Source organism: Rhodopseudomonas sp. B29, from assembly GCF_000333455.1.
In the GTDB taxonomy this organism is placed as follows: Bacteria; Pseudomonadota; Alphaproteobacteria; order Rhizobiales; family Xanthobacteraceae; genus Rhodopseudomonas.
On record NZ_BADD01000668.1, the window covers coordinates 1 to 14,420 of the forward strand.

A 14,420-nucleotide genomic window follows, 5' to 3' on the forward strand; every position below is an offset into this window, starting at 1 on the left:
CGGGACGCGCGACCGGGTCGCCGAGATAGGTGAACTCGCTGAGGTCGCGCTCACCGCAATAGGGGCACTTGATCCGCATCGTCGCTTCTCAATGGAGATTGGGCTGGGCGCCGCGGCCCTTTTCGTCGATCAGGTGACCGGCCGCGAAGCGGTCGAGCCGCAGCTCGGTGGCGACCGGATGGCTCTGATCGCGGGCGATCAGATGAGCGAAGCACAGGCCTGATGCCGGAGTCGCCTTGAAGCCGCCGTAGCACCAGCCGGCGTTGAGATAGACGCCGTCGATCGGCGCCTGATCGATGATCGGCGAGCCGTCCATCGACATGTCGACCAGTCCGGCCCAGGTCCGCAGCATGCGCACGCGGCCGATCACCGGCATCAGCGCCATGCCGCCTTCGCAGACATCCTCGATCACCGGCAGGTTGCCGCGCTGGGCGTAAGAGTTGTAGCCGTCGATATCGCCGCCGAACACCAGGCCGCCTTTGTCCGATTGGCTGATATAGAAGTGTCCGGCGCCGAAGGTGACGACCCCCGGGATCAGCGGCTTGATGCCCTCGGACACCATCGCCTGGAGCAGGTGACTTTCGATCGGCAGCCTCAGCCCCAGCATCTTGGCGACCCGCGACGAACTGCCGGCGACCGCGAGGCCGACCCGGCCGCAGCCGATCGAACCGCGGCTGGTCTCGACGCCGACAACGCGGTCGCCCTCGCGGACGAAGCCGGTGACCTCGCAGTTCTGAATGATGTCGACGCCGAGATCGCTGGCGCCGCGCGCATAGCCCCACACCACGGCGTCGTGACGCGCTGTGCCGCCCCGGCGCTGCAGTAGGCCGCCCTTGATCGGAAACCGCGCATTGTCGAAGTCCATCAGCGGCATCATCCGCCGGACCTCGTCCGCGTCGAGCAGTTCGGCGTCGGCGCCCGACAGCAGCATCGCGTTGCCGCGGCGGGCGTAGGCGTCGCGCTGGGCGTCGGAATGAAACAAATTGAGCACGCCGCGCTGGCTGACCATCGCGTTGTAGTTCAGATCCTGCTCCAGCCCTTCCCAGAGCTGCATCGACAATTCATAGAACGGCTGATTGCCGGGCAGCAGGTAGTTGGAGCGGATGATGGTGGTGTTGCGGCCGGCGTTGCCGGAGCCGATCCAGCCCTTCTCGAGCACGGCGACGTTGCGAATGCCGTGGGTCTTGGCGAGATAATAGGCGGTGGCGAGGCCGTGGCCGCCGCCTCCGACGATGATCACGTCGTAATGCCGGCGCGGCTCGGCGTCGCGCCAGACCGGTTGCCAGCCGCGATGGCCGCGAAGGGCCTCGCGGGCGAGGGCGAACAGCGAGTAGCGCATCGGCAGCACCGTTTGGATCAGCTTGTCGGGCGCAGCATGCGCTGTTATCAAAACGCCGCATGGCTAAAAACGACCAAAAATTGTCTCTGAGCGACAAAGCCCAGCGACCGCTTCGAGTCGGCTTTCTGCTGATCCCCGGCTTCGCGCTGATGTCTTACGCCTCCGCCATCGAACCGCTCCGCGCCGCCAACGTGTTGGCCGGCACTCCTTTATATCGCTGGCGCCACATCGCCATGCAGGGCACCGGCGTGACCGCGTCCAATGGTGTGCGCATCGAAGCCGACGTCGAATTACGCGACGCCGGCCGGCTCGATCTGATCCTGGTCTGCGCTGGCGGCAATCCGCAGACGTTCCGCCACGCCCCGACCTTGGCGTTCCTGCGCCGCATGGCCCGGCATGGCGTCCGCCTCGGCGGCGTGTCGGCGGGGCCGTATCTGCTGGCCCAGGCGGGGCTGCTCGACGGCTACCGCTGCACGCTGCATTGGGAGCACATCCCGGCCTTTACCGAGACGTTTCCGTTTCCGCGCCTGAGCCACACCCTGTTCGAGATCGATCGCGACCGCTTCACCTGCGCCGGCGGCATCGCGGCGCTAGACATGATGCACGCGCTGATCCGGCTGGATCATGGGCCGGCACTGGCCGCTGCGGTGAGCGACTGGTTTCTCCAGACCGACGTGCGGCGCGGCGAGGCGGCGCAGCGGCTGTCGCCGGTCGAGCGCTACGGCGTTCACCACGCAGGGCTGGTGTCGACATTGTCGCGCATGGAGCAGAACGTCGAAACGCCAGTGTCGCGCGCGCGGCTGGCTGCAGCCGCCGGCCTGTCGGTGCGCCAGCTCGAGCGGCTGTTCGCCGCGCATCTGCGCAGCACCATCGTCCGCCATTATGTCCGGATCAGGCTCGAGCGCGCCCGGGTGCTGCTGCGGCAGACCACCATGCCGGTCGGCGAGGTCGCGCTCGCGACCGGCTTCGCCAACGCGGCCGGCTTCTCGCGCGCCTATCACCGTCAGTTCGGATTGCCGCCGCGGCAGGAGCGCCAGGCCGAATAGCGCCGTCGCCGTCGCGGTCGGTCAGTTTCTTGACAGGAAAGTCAGCATCTGGCCTTCGCGCTATCGGGCGCGGCGCGGATAGACGATGATCGACAAATAAGTCATCGGCCGCTTCACCAGCACCTCCGGCCCGTGCAGCGCACCGGAATCGAACAGCATCGAGTCGCCGGGCCGTAGCCGATAGCTCTTGTCGCCGTGGCGATAGATCACCTCGCCGGTCAGCATGTAGATGAATTCGGTGCCGGCGTGCTGGAAGCCGGTGTGAGCGTCGGCTTCTTCTTTCAGCGTAATGAAATAAGGCTCGACCACCAGGTCTTCGCTATTGATGTGGCCAAGCAGCTGATAGACGTGGCCGACCTTGGTTCCGCGGCGCTCGATCACCACGCCCTGTTTGGCGCGCACGAACGAGCAGTCGCGCCGCTCCTCGGAGGCCGCGAACAGCAAGCTGAGCGGCACCGCCAGCGCGTTGGCGATCGACTGAAGTGTCGATAAAGACGGCGAAATCTGCCCGTTTTCGATCTTCGACAACATCCCGGCCGAGATATTCGCCGCGCTGGCAAGGTCCAGCACCGACAGGTCCTGCTCGCGCCGCGTGTCTCGGATCTTGGCGCCGAGGGCGCGTTCGAGGCTGCGATTATTGTCTGTCGGGGCATTCGACCCAGTGCGGTAATCGCCTGCATCTGTTGATGTTTCGAGCGGGCGCGGCGCGGCTTTTCTTTTCATGGAACGGCTCCTGATTTTGTTCTCGCCTAGCACGCCACGGCCGAAATCATAACAGCTCAATCGTTCCGGTCGCACAAGAACGCGGCTGCGCGATCCTCAAGCGAATACTGCCTCGAAAACGGCGGCCGAGCGGAATTCTCAGGCAGACGCGGTGACGCTGCTAATTGCGACGGCAGCGCATTGCTCATCGGGTGACTACCAATGCATATTGTTTACTCTTGAGAAACAATCGCACCTTCGTACTCTACGGAAAATAGATTTCGTCTAACGAAAGTCACCAGAGAGGGTGCGATGCGGACTAATCGTCGAGACTTCATGAAAGTTGCGTTGGGTGCGGCGGCCGGCATCGCCGCTCCCTATGGCTTCGTCAAGAATATCAACCAGGCCTGGGGTGCACAGTCCTGGTTGCAGAAGGGCAAGCCGATCAAAGTCGGCCTCCTGTTCTCGCTCACCGGCGGCCTCGCTGTACCCGAGGAAGATTCAACCCTGGTGATGCAGTACGCGATCGACGAAATCAACAAGGCCGGCGGCATCGCCGGAATGCAGGTCGAGCCCGTGATCGTCGACGCCAAGTCGGACTTCAACGTCTACTCGGAAAAGACCAAGGAACTGATCCTGCGCGACCGGGTGATCTCGATCTTCGGCTGCTACACTTCGGCGAGCCGCAAGGCGATCCTGCCGACCGTGATGTCGCAGAACCATCTGCTCTATTATCCGACCTGCTACGAAGGCGCGGAGTGCACGCAGAACACGATCTGTACGGGGCCGCTCGCCAACCAGCATTCCAAGGACCTGATTCCGTTCATGGTCCAGCAGTTCGGCAAGAAGGTGTTCTTCGTCGGTTCCAACTACGTGTGGCCGAAGGAATCCAACAAGAACGCCAAGGTCTGGCTGCAGCAGGCCGGCGGCGAACTGCTCGGTGAGGAGTACATTCCGCTCGGCAGCTCGGAGTTCGGCCCGGTGCTGAACAAGATCCGCGAAGCCAAGCCGAACTTCATCTTCTCCACCGTGGTCGGCGCGTCGGACATCGCCTTCCACAAGCAGTTCAAGCAGGAGGGCTTCAAGGTCGACTCGATGCCGATCGCCTCGCTGACCACCGGTGAGATCGAGACCAAGGCGATGGGCAACGAATTCGGCGCCGGCCACTTCCTGTCCGCGCCGTACTTCCAGGCATTGGACAACCCGACCAACCACAAGTTCGTCGAGAGCTTCCTGAAGAGCAAATACGGCAAGAACGGCTCGACGCACTACAACATGGAAGAGACCTACACCTCCGCCTACGTGTTCAAGGCGGGCCTCGAGAAGGCCATCGCGAAGGTGGGTCTGGAGGCGGTGACACCGCGTGCGATCCGCGACGTCTCGGGCGGCATCAAGGTCGAGGACGCCGTTTCGCCCGAAGGACTGATCTGGATCGACGATCAGAACTTCAACACCTGGCTGAAGCCGAAGATCGGCCAGTGCCAGGCCGACGGTTCGTTCAAGATCGTCAAGGCTGCGGCCGAACACGTGGCGCCGGATCCGTACTCGATCTATCCGGACGCGGGCAAGTGCATGGCGGACGGCCTCAAGGCCCCCGACGGCAAGATCCGCAAGAACGTCATCTGAACCTTCACACCAATCGATTGGCGGCGCCGGTCTCCGGCGCCGTCACCTGCCTGCAACCGCGGCGGAGCGAAGCATGACGGCCGGATCCTTCTTCACGTCGTTCGACCTTAGCGCGTTCATCAACGCCCTGATCCTCGGCATCAGCATCGCCAGCATCTGGCTGATCGCGGCACTCGGGCTGACCATCATCTACGGTGCAGCCGGCGTGATCAACATGGCGCACGGCGAGTTCATCATGCTCGGCGCCTACAGCTCCTACATGTTGCAGAGTTCTTTCGGCCTGCCGTTCGCGCTGTGCGTGCCGGCGTCGTTCCTGATCGTCGCCGCGGTCGGCCTGATCATCGAACGCGGCCTGATCCGCTATCTCTATAAGAGACCCCTCGACACGCTGCTCGCCACCTTCGGCGTGTCGCTAGTGCTGATGCAGGGCGTACGCCTGCTGTTCGGCAGCGACCCGAAATACATCGCCGTGCCGCCCGCCTTCTCGAGCAACATCCAGTTCGCCTTCATCAACATCTCGGTGTTCCGCGTCGTCGTGCTGCTGGTGACGATCGCCGCGACAGTGGCGTTGTGGGCGCTGTTCTACCGGACGCGGTTCGGCGTCCAGGTTCGCGCCGTGATGCAGGACAAGGAAATGGCGGCGTCGTTCGGCGTCAACGCCGACCGCGTCTACATGCTGACTTTCGCGCTCGGCGCCGGTCTGGCGGGGCTCGCAGGATCGTTGTTCGGCGTTCTCAATATCGTGCTGCCGACCATGGGAGCGGCCTACGTGGTTCAGGCTTTCCTCGTGGTCGTGGTGGGGGGCGGCACGCTCGCCGGCAGCGTCGCGGCGGGCGGCGCCACCGGCGAGCTGCAGTCGATCTTCGCCTACTTCACCAACGACACCTTCGCGCGCTTCGTCCTGTTCGTGCTGATCGTGGTGTTCCTGCGGATCAGGCCGCAAGGCCTGTTCGCGCCGTCGGCGAAACGCCGGTGAGGGCGGGATCTGGAAGGACAGCGCCATGAACCTCTATCACAACGTCCGCGCCCAGTGGCTCGCCTACCTGGTGTTCTATTTGTTTCTGGCCGCCGTGCCGCTGGTGGTCGACGACAACTTCCTGCTCAATCAGCTCTCGACCTACGGCGTGTACGGCATGTTGGCGCTGTCGATCAGCCTGTGCTGGGGCTTCGGCGGTATCCTCAATCTCGGCCAGGGCATTGCGTTCGGCCTCGGCGCGTACGGCATGGCGATGACCATGCAGATGCAGTCGCAGGACGCGTCGAACCCGATGCCGCCCTTCATGCTCAACAACAGCCTCGATCATCTGCCGCTGCTGTGGAAGCCATTCGCCAACACCGGTGTCGGCATGGTGCTGGCGCTGGTGGTGCCGACGTTGTTCTGTCTGGTATTCGGCGGCCTGATGTTCCGCGCCCGCGTATCGGGCCCGTTCTTCGCCATCATGACGCTGGCGATGCTGAGCGCATGGGGCACGCTGATCCTCGACATGCAGCCCTATACCAACGGCGTCAACGGCATCACGCCGCCGGCTCCGCTGCATCTCGGCGAGTTCACGCTCGATCCCTACAGTCCGACCGCCTACTGGACCGTGCTGGGGCTGCTGGTGGTCGCGACCGTCGTGGCCAAGCTGATGACGCTGAGCCGGTTCGGCCTGGTCGTGCAGGCGATCCGAAACGACGCCGAGCGCGTCCGCTTCCTCGGCTACAGCGTCGCCGGCTACGAGACCGCGATCTATACCATCTCGGGCTTCTTTGCCGCGGTCGCGGGCTGCCTGTGGGTGACACTCACTCAGTACGTCTCGCCCGCGCAGTTCGACACCACCTTCAGCCTGTCGATGGTGATCTGGGCCGGGATCGGCGGCCGCATGTCGCTGATGGGCGCGATCTTCGGCGCCTTCCTGATCCAGGGCGCGCAGAGCTATCTGGGCGACGCCTTCCTCAATACCTGGCTGCTGATCCTCGGCGCCTTCTTCATCCTGGTCGTGCGCTTCCTGCCCAAGGGCCTGATCGGCCTGGTCGAGAGCGCGCTCGGCCGGCTGGGCCGCAAGCGCGGACACGACAACGGCGGCAGCGTGCCGGCGCAGCAGATGCTGCCGCAACCGGGCGAGTGAGGCGACGATGGGCTTCTTCGAAATCCGCGACCTCTGCAAATCGTTCGACACCGTCACGGTGATCAATCAGTTCAGCATCGAACTGGTCGAGCAGACTCTGTGCTGTCTCGTCGGTCCGAACGGAGCCGGCAAGACCACCACGATGGACCTGATCACCGGTCGGCAGAAGCCGACTTCGGGTCAGATCATGTTCTGCGACGAAGACATCACCGGTCTCGACGAGCACGAGATCGCGCGCCGTGGCATCGGCCGCAAATTCCAGGTGCCGGCGGTGTTCCGGGATCTCACCGTCAAGCAGAATCTCGAAGTCGCCTGCAGTCGTAGTACCAACCCGGTGAAAAACTTCTTCCGCTTCCGCGAGCCGGTGTTCGCCGCCAAGCTCGAGGAAGTGCTGGCGCTGACCGGGCTCGGGCCGCGGCTCAACACCGAGGCCGGCATTCTGTCGCACGGCGAGACCCAGTGGCTCGAGATCGGCATGGTGTTGATGCAGGACCCGCGGCTGCTGCTGTTCGACGAGCCGGTCGCCGGCATGACCGAGCAGGAGATCGAGAAGACCGCGGAGATCTTCAACCGGTTGAAGAAGACTCATTCGCTGGTCGTAGTCGAGCACGACATGGCGTTCGTCAAGCAGATCGCCGACGTCGTCACGGTGATGCACATGGGCAGCCTGCTGGCGCAGGGCTCGATCGGCGAGATCGAAGCCAATGAGCGCGTCCGTGAAGTCTATCTCGGCGACGCGGAGGACTGACCATGCTGCTCGCGATGGACAACGTCACGTCGTATTACGGCAAGACATCGATCCTGCGGGATTTCTCGTTCGGCATCGAGCAGGGCAAGTGCCTCTGCGTGCTGGGGCGTAACGGCGTCGGCAAGACCACGCTGATGCGTACCATCATGGGGCTCACCGATCGTTCGACCGGCGACATCACCATCGCGGGCGAGAAAATTTCGGGCGCGCCGACGCATCAGCGCGCCAAGCTCGGCATCGGCTACGTGCCGCAGGGCCGCGGCATCCTGTCGGAGTTCACCGTTCGGGAAAACATCCTGCTGGGCACCTTCGCACGCCACGACGGCCGGCCGGAGATTCCCGAAGTCTGCCTTCGGATGTTCCCCTATCTGAAGGCGAATCTCGACCGCCGGGCAGGCCTCCTGTCCGGCGGTCAAAAACAGCAGCTCGCGATCGCGCGTGCGCTCGCGGTCGACCCCAAGATCCTGCTGCTCGACGAACCGACCGAAGGCATCCAGCCCAACATCGTCCACGAGATCGGCGAGACGCTGCGGACGCTCAACCGCGAACTCGGCATCACGCTGCTGCTCACCGAACAGCATATCCGTGTCGCCAAGCGGCTCGGTGACGCGTTCCTGATGGTCGACAACGGTCGCGTCGTCGCCAGTGGCCCGATGCCTGAGCTGACCGAAGACATCATCCACAAGTACCTCACCATCTGATTCCCAAGGAGCTGACCGATGATTCCGATTCCACGGCCGTCCACAGATGATGCGAAGCGCATGATCAAGGAACACAAGGAGTGCATCGACTCCATGAAAGGCGTCGCCGGCAACAGCGTGCTGAAATGCGCGACGCCGGGCGACACCACCGTCGTGACGGGCGGCATCCACGAGGACTTTCAGCTCAACCGCGTGCTGCTGCGGATGCGCGCCGCGCCGGCCAAGGGCAAGCTGGTGGTGGTGTGTACCAAAGTCGAGAAGGAATGGCGCATCGCGCGTCTGTCTGGCATCCGCGGCGTGCCGCCGGAGTTCGTTACCGACAAGGTTTACGACAACGAACAAGATCCGCAGCACGACATCTTCCTGATGCGGCTCGAGGAATATCCGGAAACGGACGGCTTCCCCGAGCACTTCCGCGAAGGCTGGAAGCGTCGTGACGACATGTGGACCGTGACCTGAGAAACGCCAGCGAAGCGCCGAGGATAAGGGTAGCCCGATGAGTTGGATGAAGATGACCGGATACGCCGACAAGTTCAGCGTGCATCCGGGCGATACCATCAAGTTCTACGTCAATTGCGACGGTCCGTCCGAGTATCAGGCCGAGATCGTCAAGATGATCCACGCCGACACCAATCCGCGCGGCCCCGGCTTCATCGAAGAGAAGATCGACGCCGCCATCAACGGCACCTACAAGGGCGTGAAGCAGGAGATCTACAGCGGCTCCTATGGCTTTGTGGTCGACAAGCCGCAGTTCTGCGTGGAAAGCGTGACGCTGCAGTGCTGGATCTGGCCGACCACGCCGAAAACGCATCCGAAATACTGGAAGCACGGCGCCCAGGGCCTCGTCACCAAATGGTGCGACGGCAAGGGCTATGGCCTGTTCATCAATGAAGACGGTTGCGTCGAATTCCGCGTCAACGATCAGGTGATCACGACCGGCGCGCCGCTGCGCGATCATGCATGGCATTTCGTCGCCGCCAGCTTCGACGCTGCGACCGGCGAGGCCGTGCTGTATCACGAGCCGCAGGTGGTCTATGCGCTCGACCCCGAGATTCCGCCGGTCAGCAAGAAGCTGTCGACCAAGCTGGCCTATGTCGCCGGTTCGCCGACGGTGATCGCCGGCTATTGCGGCTCGGTCACCGACTCGCCGCTCGCCAAGGCGTCGGTGCCGCAAGGCGTGCTGATCAAGGGCCACTACAACGGCAAGATCGACAGTCCGCGCATCTGCAATCGCGCGCTGTCGCGGCTCGAGATCGAGACCATGAAGCTCGGCGCCCAGCCCGGCCTGAGCGAGCGGCGCAACTCCGGCCCGACCGGCAAGCTGTCCGAAGCCATCGTCGCGTCCTGGGACTTCGGCGACGGCATCAACACGCTGATCGGCAAGGACAAGGGCCCGTATCTGTTCCATGCCACCATCGTCAATTGCCCGACGCGGGCGATGACCGGCTACAACTGGGAAGGCCAGATCTTCGACTGGAAGGGCGCGCCCGAGCAGTACGGCGCCATCCACTTCCACGACGACGACATCGACGACGCGCGCTGGCAGGTCAGCTTCGAATGGAGCGTGCCGAAGGGCACCAGCAGCAAGTTCTACGCCGCCAAGCTGACCACCAAGGACGGCGACGAGGACTACATCCCGTTCTGGGTAGTGCCTCGTGTCGGTGAAGAGACGGCGAAGATCGCCTTCATGGTGCCGACCATCAGCTACATGGCCTACGCCAACGAGCACCTCGCCAACAACGCCGGCGGCGCCGAGCTCCTGGTGTACCGCGTGCCGATCATGCAGCAGCAGAACATGTTCCTGTCGGAGCATCGCGAATACGGTGGATCGATTTACGACACCCACACCGACGGCTCGGGCCTGTGCCTGTCGTCGCGGTTGCGTCCGATCCTGAGCATCCGGCCGAAATACGACCACTTCCTGGCGCAGGCGCCGTGGCAGTATCCGGCCGACCTGCACATGATCTACTGGCTGGAGAAGAAGGGCTACGAATACGACGTGATCACCGACGAGGACGTCACCTATGACGGTCTCGCCCGGCTGGAGAATTATAACGTCGTCATCTCGGGCTCGCATCCGGAACACAACAGCGGCCCGCAGCTCGACGCGCTACACAACTACATGCAGCGTGGCGGCCGCTTCATGTATATGGGCGCCGATGGCTGGTATTGGGTGCATTCGTATCACCCGGCTTACGACAAGCAGGGCCGCGGCATCGTCACCGAGATGCGTCGCTGCGAAAGCGGCATCCGCACGTGGCGCGCCGATCCTGGCGAATACTATCACCAGGGCACCGGTGAACTCGGCGGCATGTGGCGGTTCCGCGGCCGTTATCTCCACACCATCGCCGGCACCGGCATGTCGTCGGAAGGCTTCGACATCTCGACCTACTACTCGCGGACGCCCGAGAGTAACGACGCGCGCGTGTCGTGGGCGTTCGAGGGCATCAATTACGACGAGAAGCTCGGCAATTTCGGCCTGGTCGGCGGCGGCGCCGCCGGCACCGAGCTCGACATCGTCGACACCATGCTGGGCAGCCCGCCGCACACGCTGGTGGTGGCGACCTCGGCCGGCCGCCACACCGAAGGCTATCTGCTGGTCATGGAAGACTACGGCTTCAACCAGCAGGGCCTCGACGGCACCCAGCATCCGCGCGTGCGCTCCGACATCGCCTATCACGAGACGCCGAACGGTGGTGCGGCCTTCGCCTTCTCGTCGATCGCGTTCTGCGGCTCGCTGCCCTGGAACAACGGCGACAACAACATCTCGACCCTGGTCGGCAACGTCCTCAATCGCTTTATGAAGGACGGACCGCTGCCGATGCCGGAGCCGGCGGCGATCGTGCATCGCGGCCGCGCCGACTACGACCAGCCGATGAACAAGGCGCGCAAGTAGCCACGCGCGCGCCTAAAGGGGTGGCGCCGGGGGCATCCGGCGCCACCTTCTCCTGTCACCGAGGTGCGTCATGCTCGCTCATCCGGATGCCGTCTATATCGACGAAGGCGTCGACTTCCTCGATCTCGGCCGCTACACGACCGCGACGGCGCGGTTCGGTCTAGCGACGATGCTGCCGCGACGGGCCTACACCTCGGAAGTGTTTCAGCGTCTCGAAGACGAGAAGATCTGGACGCGAGACTGGGTCTGCATCGGAACGGCGCCAGAAATTCCGAATGCCCTGGATCTGTTGCCCTACACGATCGGTCATCACGCCATTCACGTGCAGCGCCAGCCTGATGGATCGCTGGTCGGCCGCTTCAACAAAGCTCAGCACGGTGGCTGCCGCGCGGTGCCGGCGCAGTGCCGCACCGGCAAGAAAACCAAATGTTCCTACACCTCGTGCGGCTACAGTCGCGATCGCGAGGTGATCGGCGGCGAGAACCTGATGGAAATGACCCCGCAGATGGGGCAGTTTCTCGGCGCCATTCCGGAGCGGCTGTTGCCGGTGCGGATCAAAACCTGTGGCCCGTTGATCTTCGCCAATATCGATCCCACGCTCGAGGTCGAATGGCACGCCGCCGAGCCCGAATGGGATAACGACTTCATCAGAGTCGCCGGACACTGGCAGGAGCATCGCGCCAATTGGAAGATCGCCGGTGCCGCGCTAGTCGATGCCGCGCGGTCGGCGGAAGCGGGCGGCGGCGCGATCAATCACGTCACCGCGCGCTGGCACTTCCCCAATCTGGTGCTGATCCGATCGCGCAGTGCGATCCTGGCTATCGTGCTGCAGCCGACCGCGATGGATCAGGCGCTGTGGCGACTGTCGTTCTTCGTGCGCTCGGATCTGCCGGCCGTCAGTTACGACGCAGCGCTGACGCGGTTTGCGCCGCTGCTCAAGCTCGCGGTGGCCAAGGCGACGACGCGTCAGGCCGAAGTCGAGGCCGCGCTCGCGGCCGAGCCGACCGAGACGAGCCGGGCCGGCTGGGAGTTCAACCAAGCGTTGGTCGAGCGCATCGGGAGGCTCCATGCCTCCTATTGGAACGCACCCTTGATGCGTGCCTGACGGGATCGGCCAATGGTGTTCAGCGTTCAGCAGGTCAAGTACGAGTTTCTCGCCTACATCAAGGAATTCGACCCGACCTTCGGCAATTGGTACGTCGGTCTGTCGGCGGCTCCGAAAGAGGCCCTGTTCGATCACCACGGCGTTCAGTCCGATCAGGATCCGTGGCTCTACAAACAGCTGCTGACTCATCGCGCGGCGCGGACCGTCTACGATTATTTCACCGGGCATCTCAAGACGGCGGGCGCCGCACCGGACGACGCCTCCGATGATGTCGACTGCGTCTATTTGTTCAAGATCGCCCCGCACACCCGTCCATAGGAGATGCCGATGCCGACCGCTGCCGATGGAGAAGCTGCGTTTCTGGAACGCGATTACCAGAAGGCGATGGAAATCTGGCAGCCGCTCGCCGACGAAGGCGATGCCGAGGCGGAAGCCTGGCTGGGATCGCTGTTCGCCAATGGGCTCGGCGCCGACCGCGACATGGTGCGCGCCTTTGATCTTTATCTCCGCGCGGCCCAAAAGGGCAATGCGCTGGCCGCCAACAATGTCGGGGCGATGTATGCGAAGGGTGAGGGCGTCGCGGCCGATCCGGTCAAGGCGGCTGCGTGGTTTCGCCAGGCCGCCGAGCAGGGCGATGCGCTCGGCCAGTTCAACTACGCAGTGCTGCTGACCAAGGGGCAGGGCGTCGATGTCGACATGGCGCAAGCGGTCGAATGGTATCGCCGCGCTGCGGTCGGCGGTCATTATCCTTCGCAGGCGCGCCTTGGCTACTGCTACGCCAAGGGTCTCGGCACGCCGGTCGATCGTGTCGAGGCGTTCGTCTGGCTGAGTGCCGCGGCCCAGCACGGCGTCGGCCTGGCGATGGCCGAGCTCGAGGAACTGGTCCGCGCCATGAGCGCCGATGAGAAACGAAATGGAAGCCGGCGTCTCGCCGAACGGCTTGGCGCGCGCGCCGAGGCAGCCAGCCCGGCGTAACCGCTCCGCGGCAAAAACCCCGGATTTTCCAACAGATACGGCCGGCACAGAGGATCGCGCCGGGCCCCGGAGAGCTATGCACCGAGCAGAGGTGTGCGTCGCAAGTTTCTTGGCAGGAAAAACAGTTTATTGGTATTGATGTCGCGGACGGGCCTTGATACAAGTTCTCAACAATACTCTTCATCCGCAAAGCGGGAGTTCAATCGATGTGCGGAATTGTCGGTCTCTTCATCAAAGACAAAGCGCTGGAGCCTCAGCTGGGCAAGCTGATGGCCGAAATGTTGTCGACGATGTGCGATCGCGGTCCGGATAGCGCGGGCTTCGCCGTTTATGGGGCGGATGAAGGCGGACTCTGCAAGATCACGCTGCAATCGCCCGATAGTTCGGCGTTCGCCGGTCTGGACGATGCGCTGACCGAAGCGCTTGCGACCGACGTCGGGATGACGGTGCGCGATACGCATGCGGTGCTGCGGCTCGATGCCTCGTTCGCCGACAAGGCTCGCAAGCTGCTGCGCGAGCGCTATCCGCATCTGCGCGTGATGGGCGTCGGTGATCGCATCGAGATCTACAAAGAGGTCGGCTATCCGACCGACGTGGCCGACCGGTTCGGCCTGTCGGGGATGAAAGGCAGCCACGCCATCGCTCACACCCGCATGGCGACCGAGTCGGCGGTGACCACGATGGGGGCGCATCCGTTCTCGACTGGCAGCGATCAGTGCCTGGTGCATAACGGCTCGCTGTCCAATCACAACAACCTGCGCCGCGAGCTGAAGAACAAGGGCATGAGCTTCGAGACCGAAAACGACTCGGAGGTGGCGGCGGCGTATCTGACGGCGCAGATGTCCGACGGGTTGAGCCTCGGCGACGCTCTGCAGAAGAGCCTCAGCGAGCTGGACGGCTTCTACACTTTCGTGGTCGGCACCCGTGACGGATTCGGCGTGCTACGCGATCCAATCGCCTGCAAGCCGGCGGTGCTCGCCGAGACCGATCAGTACGTCGCGTTCGGCTCCGAGTATCGGGCGCTGGTCGGTCTGCCCGGCATCGACAACGCCCGGGTCTGGGAGCCCGAGCCGGCCACCGTGTATTTCTGGGAGCGCTGATCATGCCGACGATCGATCTGGCGGCAACCGGCCTGCGCGCGCTCAATCAGGCGCTGCATCAGCTCGGTGAAGGT

15 protein-coding genes are annotated in these 14,420 nt (G+C 63.8%); 12 read left to right on the forward strand and 3 right to left on the reverse strand.

Features of this window, described 5'->3' with window-relative positions:
- Positions 1-79: sarcosine oxidase subunit delta (locus tag I5M_RS34475; RefSeq protein WP_040771876.1), on the reverse strand; the 79-nt coding region annotated here is incomplete at its 3' end.
- Positions 80-88: 9 nt separating this feature from the next.
- Positions 89-1,339 carry a sarcosine oxidase subunit beta family protein gene (locus I5M_RS24060; protein WP_031337419.1) on the reverse strand — a complete coding sequence of 417 codons (1,251 nt, stop codon included), beginning with the start codon at positions 1,337-1,339 and terminating at the stop codon, positions 89-91.
- Positions 1,340-1,398: 59 nt separating this feature from the next.
- On the opposite strand from I5M_RS24060, the gene I5M_RS24065 reads away from it, so the two are divergent.
- Complete coding sequence (locus I5M_RS24065; protein ID WP_022723728.1) at positions 1,399-2,385, forward strand: GlxA family transcriptional regulator; 987 nt, start codon at positions 1,399-1,401, stop codon at positions 2,383-2,385.
- 60 nt (positions 2,386-2,445) lie between these two features.
- On the opposite strand, the gene I5M_RS24070 is transcribed toward I5M_RS24065, so the two are convergent.
- Positions 2,446-3,108 (reverse strand): helix-turn-helix domain-containing protein, encoded by a 663-nt coding sequence (locus tag I5M_RS24070; protein ID WP_022723729.1) that lies wholly within the window; start codon positions 3,106-3,108, stop codon positions 2,446-2,448.
- Between the two features lie 315 nt (positions 3,109-3,423).
- Between I5M_RS24070 and I5M_RS24075 the strand changes: the two genes are divergently transcribed.
- The 11 genes from I5M_RS24075 (at position 3,424) to I5M_RS24125 (ending at position 14,346) form a co-directional block, all read left to right on the forward strand.
- Positions 3,424-4,713 carry a transporter substrate-binding protein gene (locus tag I5M_RS24075; RefSeq protein WP_040771877.1) on the forward strand — a complete coding sequence of 430 codons (1,290 nt, stop codon included), beginning with the start codon at positions 3,424-3,426 and terminating at the stop codon, positions 4,711-4,713.
- Positions 4,714-4,786: 73 nt separating this feature from the next.
- Complete coding sequence (urtB, locus tag I5M_RS24080) at positions 4,787-5,689, forward strand: urea ABC transporter permease subunit UrtB (RefSeq protein ID WP_022723731.1); 903 nt, start codon at positions 4,787-4,789, stop codon at positions 5,687-5,689.
- 25 nt (positions 5,690-5,714) lie between these two features.
- Positions 5,715-6,821, forward strand: coding sequence for an urea ABC transporter permease subunit UrtC (gene urtC / locus I5M_RS24085; protein ID WP_022723732.1), 1,107 nt, complete (start codon positions 5,715-5,717; stop codon positions 6,819-6,821).
- Between the two features lie 7 nt (positions 6,822-6,828).
- Positions 6,829-7,569, forward strand: a complete 741-nt coding sequence (gene urtD, locus I5M_RS24090; RefSeq protein ID WP_022723733.1) for an urea ABC transporter ATP-binding protein UrtD — start codon at positions 6,829-6,831, stop codon at positions 7,567-7,569.
- Positions 7,570-7,571: 2 nt separating this feature from the next.
- The gene (gene urtE / locus I5M_RS24095; protein ID WP_022723734.1) at positions 7,572-8,270 is read left to right on the forward strand and encodes an urea ABC transporter ATP-binding subunit UrtE; all 699 of its coding nucleotides are present in this window, start codon (positions 7,572-7,574) and stop codon (positions 8,268-8,270) included.
- 18 nt (positions 8,271-8,288) lie between these two features.
- Positions 8,289-8,729: a hypothetical protein gene (locus I5M_RS24100; RefSeq protein ID WP_022723735.1), complete on the forward strand. Its 441-nt coding sequence runs from the start codon at positions 8,289-8,291 to the stop codon at positions 8,727-8,729.
- Positions 8,730-8,766: 37 nt separating this feature from the next.
- Positions 8,767-11,166: a N,N-dimethylformamidase beta subunit family domain-containing protein gene (locus I5M_RS24105; protein ID WP_031337423.1), complete on the forward strand. Its 2,400-nt coding sequence runs from the start codon at positions 8,767-8,769 to the stop codon at positions 11,164-11,166.
- Positions 11,167-11,236: 70 nt separating this feature from the next.
- On the forward strand, positions 11,237-12,271 hold the full coding sequence (locus I5M_RS30545; RefSeq protein WP_022723737.1) for a hypothetical protein: 1,035 nt from the start codon (positions 11,237-11,239) through the stop codon (positions 12,269-12,271).
- A gap of 12 nt (positions 12,272-12,283) precedes the next feature.
- Entirely contained in the window at positions 12,284-12,589 is a 306-nt protein-coding gene (locus I5M_RS24115; RefSeq protein WP_022723738.1) for a hypothetical protein, read from the forward strand.
- A 9-nt stretch (positions 12,590-12,598) separates the two neighbouring features.
- Positions 12,599-13,246, forward strand: a complete 648-nt coding sequence (locus tag I5M_RS24120; RefSeq protein ID WP_244432087.1) for a tetratricopeptide repeat protein — start codon at positions 12,599-12,601, stop codon at positions 13,244-13,246.
- A gap of 206 nt (positions 13,247-13,452) precedes the next feature.
- Complete coding sequence (locus I5M_RS24125) at positions 13,453-14,346, forward strand: glutamine amidotransferase family protein (protein ID WP_022723740.1); 894 nt, start codon at positions 13,453-13,455, stop codon at positions 14,344-14,346.
- Positions 14,347-14,420: the final 74 nt, after the last annotated feature.

Bases quoted from the DNA above. Each gene is read 5' to 3' on its own strand.
- I5M_RS24125 (WP_022723740.1), top strand. From the start codon at position 13,453: ATGTGCGGAATTGTCGGTCTCTTCATCAAAGACAAAGCGCTGGAGCCT.
- I5M_RS24115 (WP_022723738.1), top strand. From the start codon at position 12,284: ATGGTGTTCAGCGTTCAGCAGGTCAAGTACGAGTTTCTCGCCTACATC.
- I5M_RS30545 (WP_022723737.1), top strand. From the start codon at position 11,237: ATGCTCGCTCATCCGGATGCCGTCTATATCGACGAAGGCGTCGACTTC.
- I5M_RS24100 (WP_022723735.1), top strand. From the start codon at position 8,289: ATGATTCCGATTCCACGGCCGTCCACAGATGATGCGAAGCGCATGATC.
- I5M_RS24120 (WP_244432087.1), top strand. From the start codon at position 12,599: ATGCCGACCGCTGCCGATGGAGAAGCTGCGTTTCTGGAACGCGATTAC.
- I5M_RS24075 (WP_040771877.1), top strand. From the start codon at position 3,424: ATGAAAGTTGCGTTGGGTGCGGCGGCCGGCATCGCCGCTCCCTATGGC.
- I5M_RS24070 (WP_022723729.1), bottom strand. From the start codon at position 3,108: ATGAAAAGAAAAGCCGCGCCGCGCCCGCTCGAAACATCAACAGATGCA.
- urtB (WP_022723731.1), top strand. From the start codon at position 4,787: ATGACGGCCGGATCCTTCTTCACGTCGTTCGACCTTAGCGCGTTCATC.
- urtE (WP_022723734.1), top strand. From the start codon at position 7,572: ATGCTGCTCGCGATGGACAACGTCACGTCGTATTACGGCAAGACATCG.
- I5M_RS24105 (WP_031337423.1), top strand. From the start codon at position 8,767: ATGAGTTGGATGAAGATGACCGGATACGCCGACAAGTTCAGCGTGCAT.
- urtC (WP_022723732.1), top strand. From the start codon at position 5,715: ATGAACCTCTATCACAACGTCCGCGCCCAGTGGCTCGCCTACCTGGTG.
- I5M_RS24060 (WP_031337419.1), bottom strand. From the start codon at position 1,339: ATGCGCTACTCGCTGTTCGCCCTCGCCCGCGAGGCCCTTCGCGGCCAT.
- urtD (WP_022723733.1), top strand. From the start codon at position 6,829: ATGGGCTTCTTCGAAATCCGCGACCTCTGCAAATCGTTCGACACCGTC.
- I5M_RS24065 (WP_022723728.1), top strand. From the start codon at position 1,399: ATGGCTAAAAACGACCAAAAATTGTCTCTGAGCGACAAAGCCCAGCGA.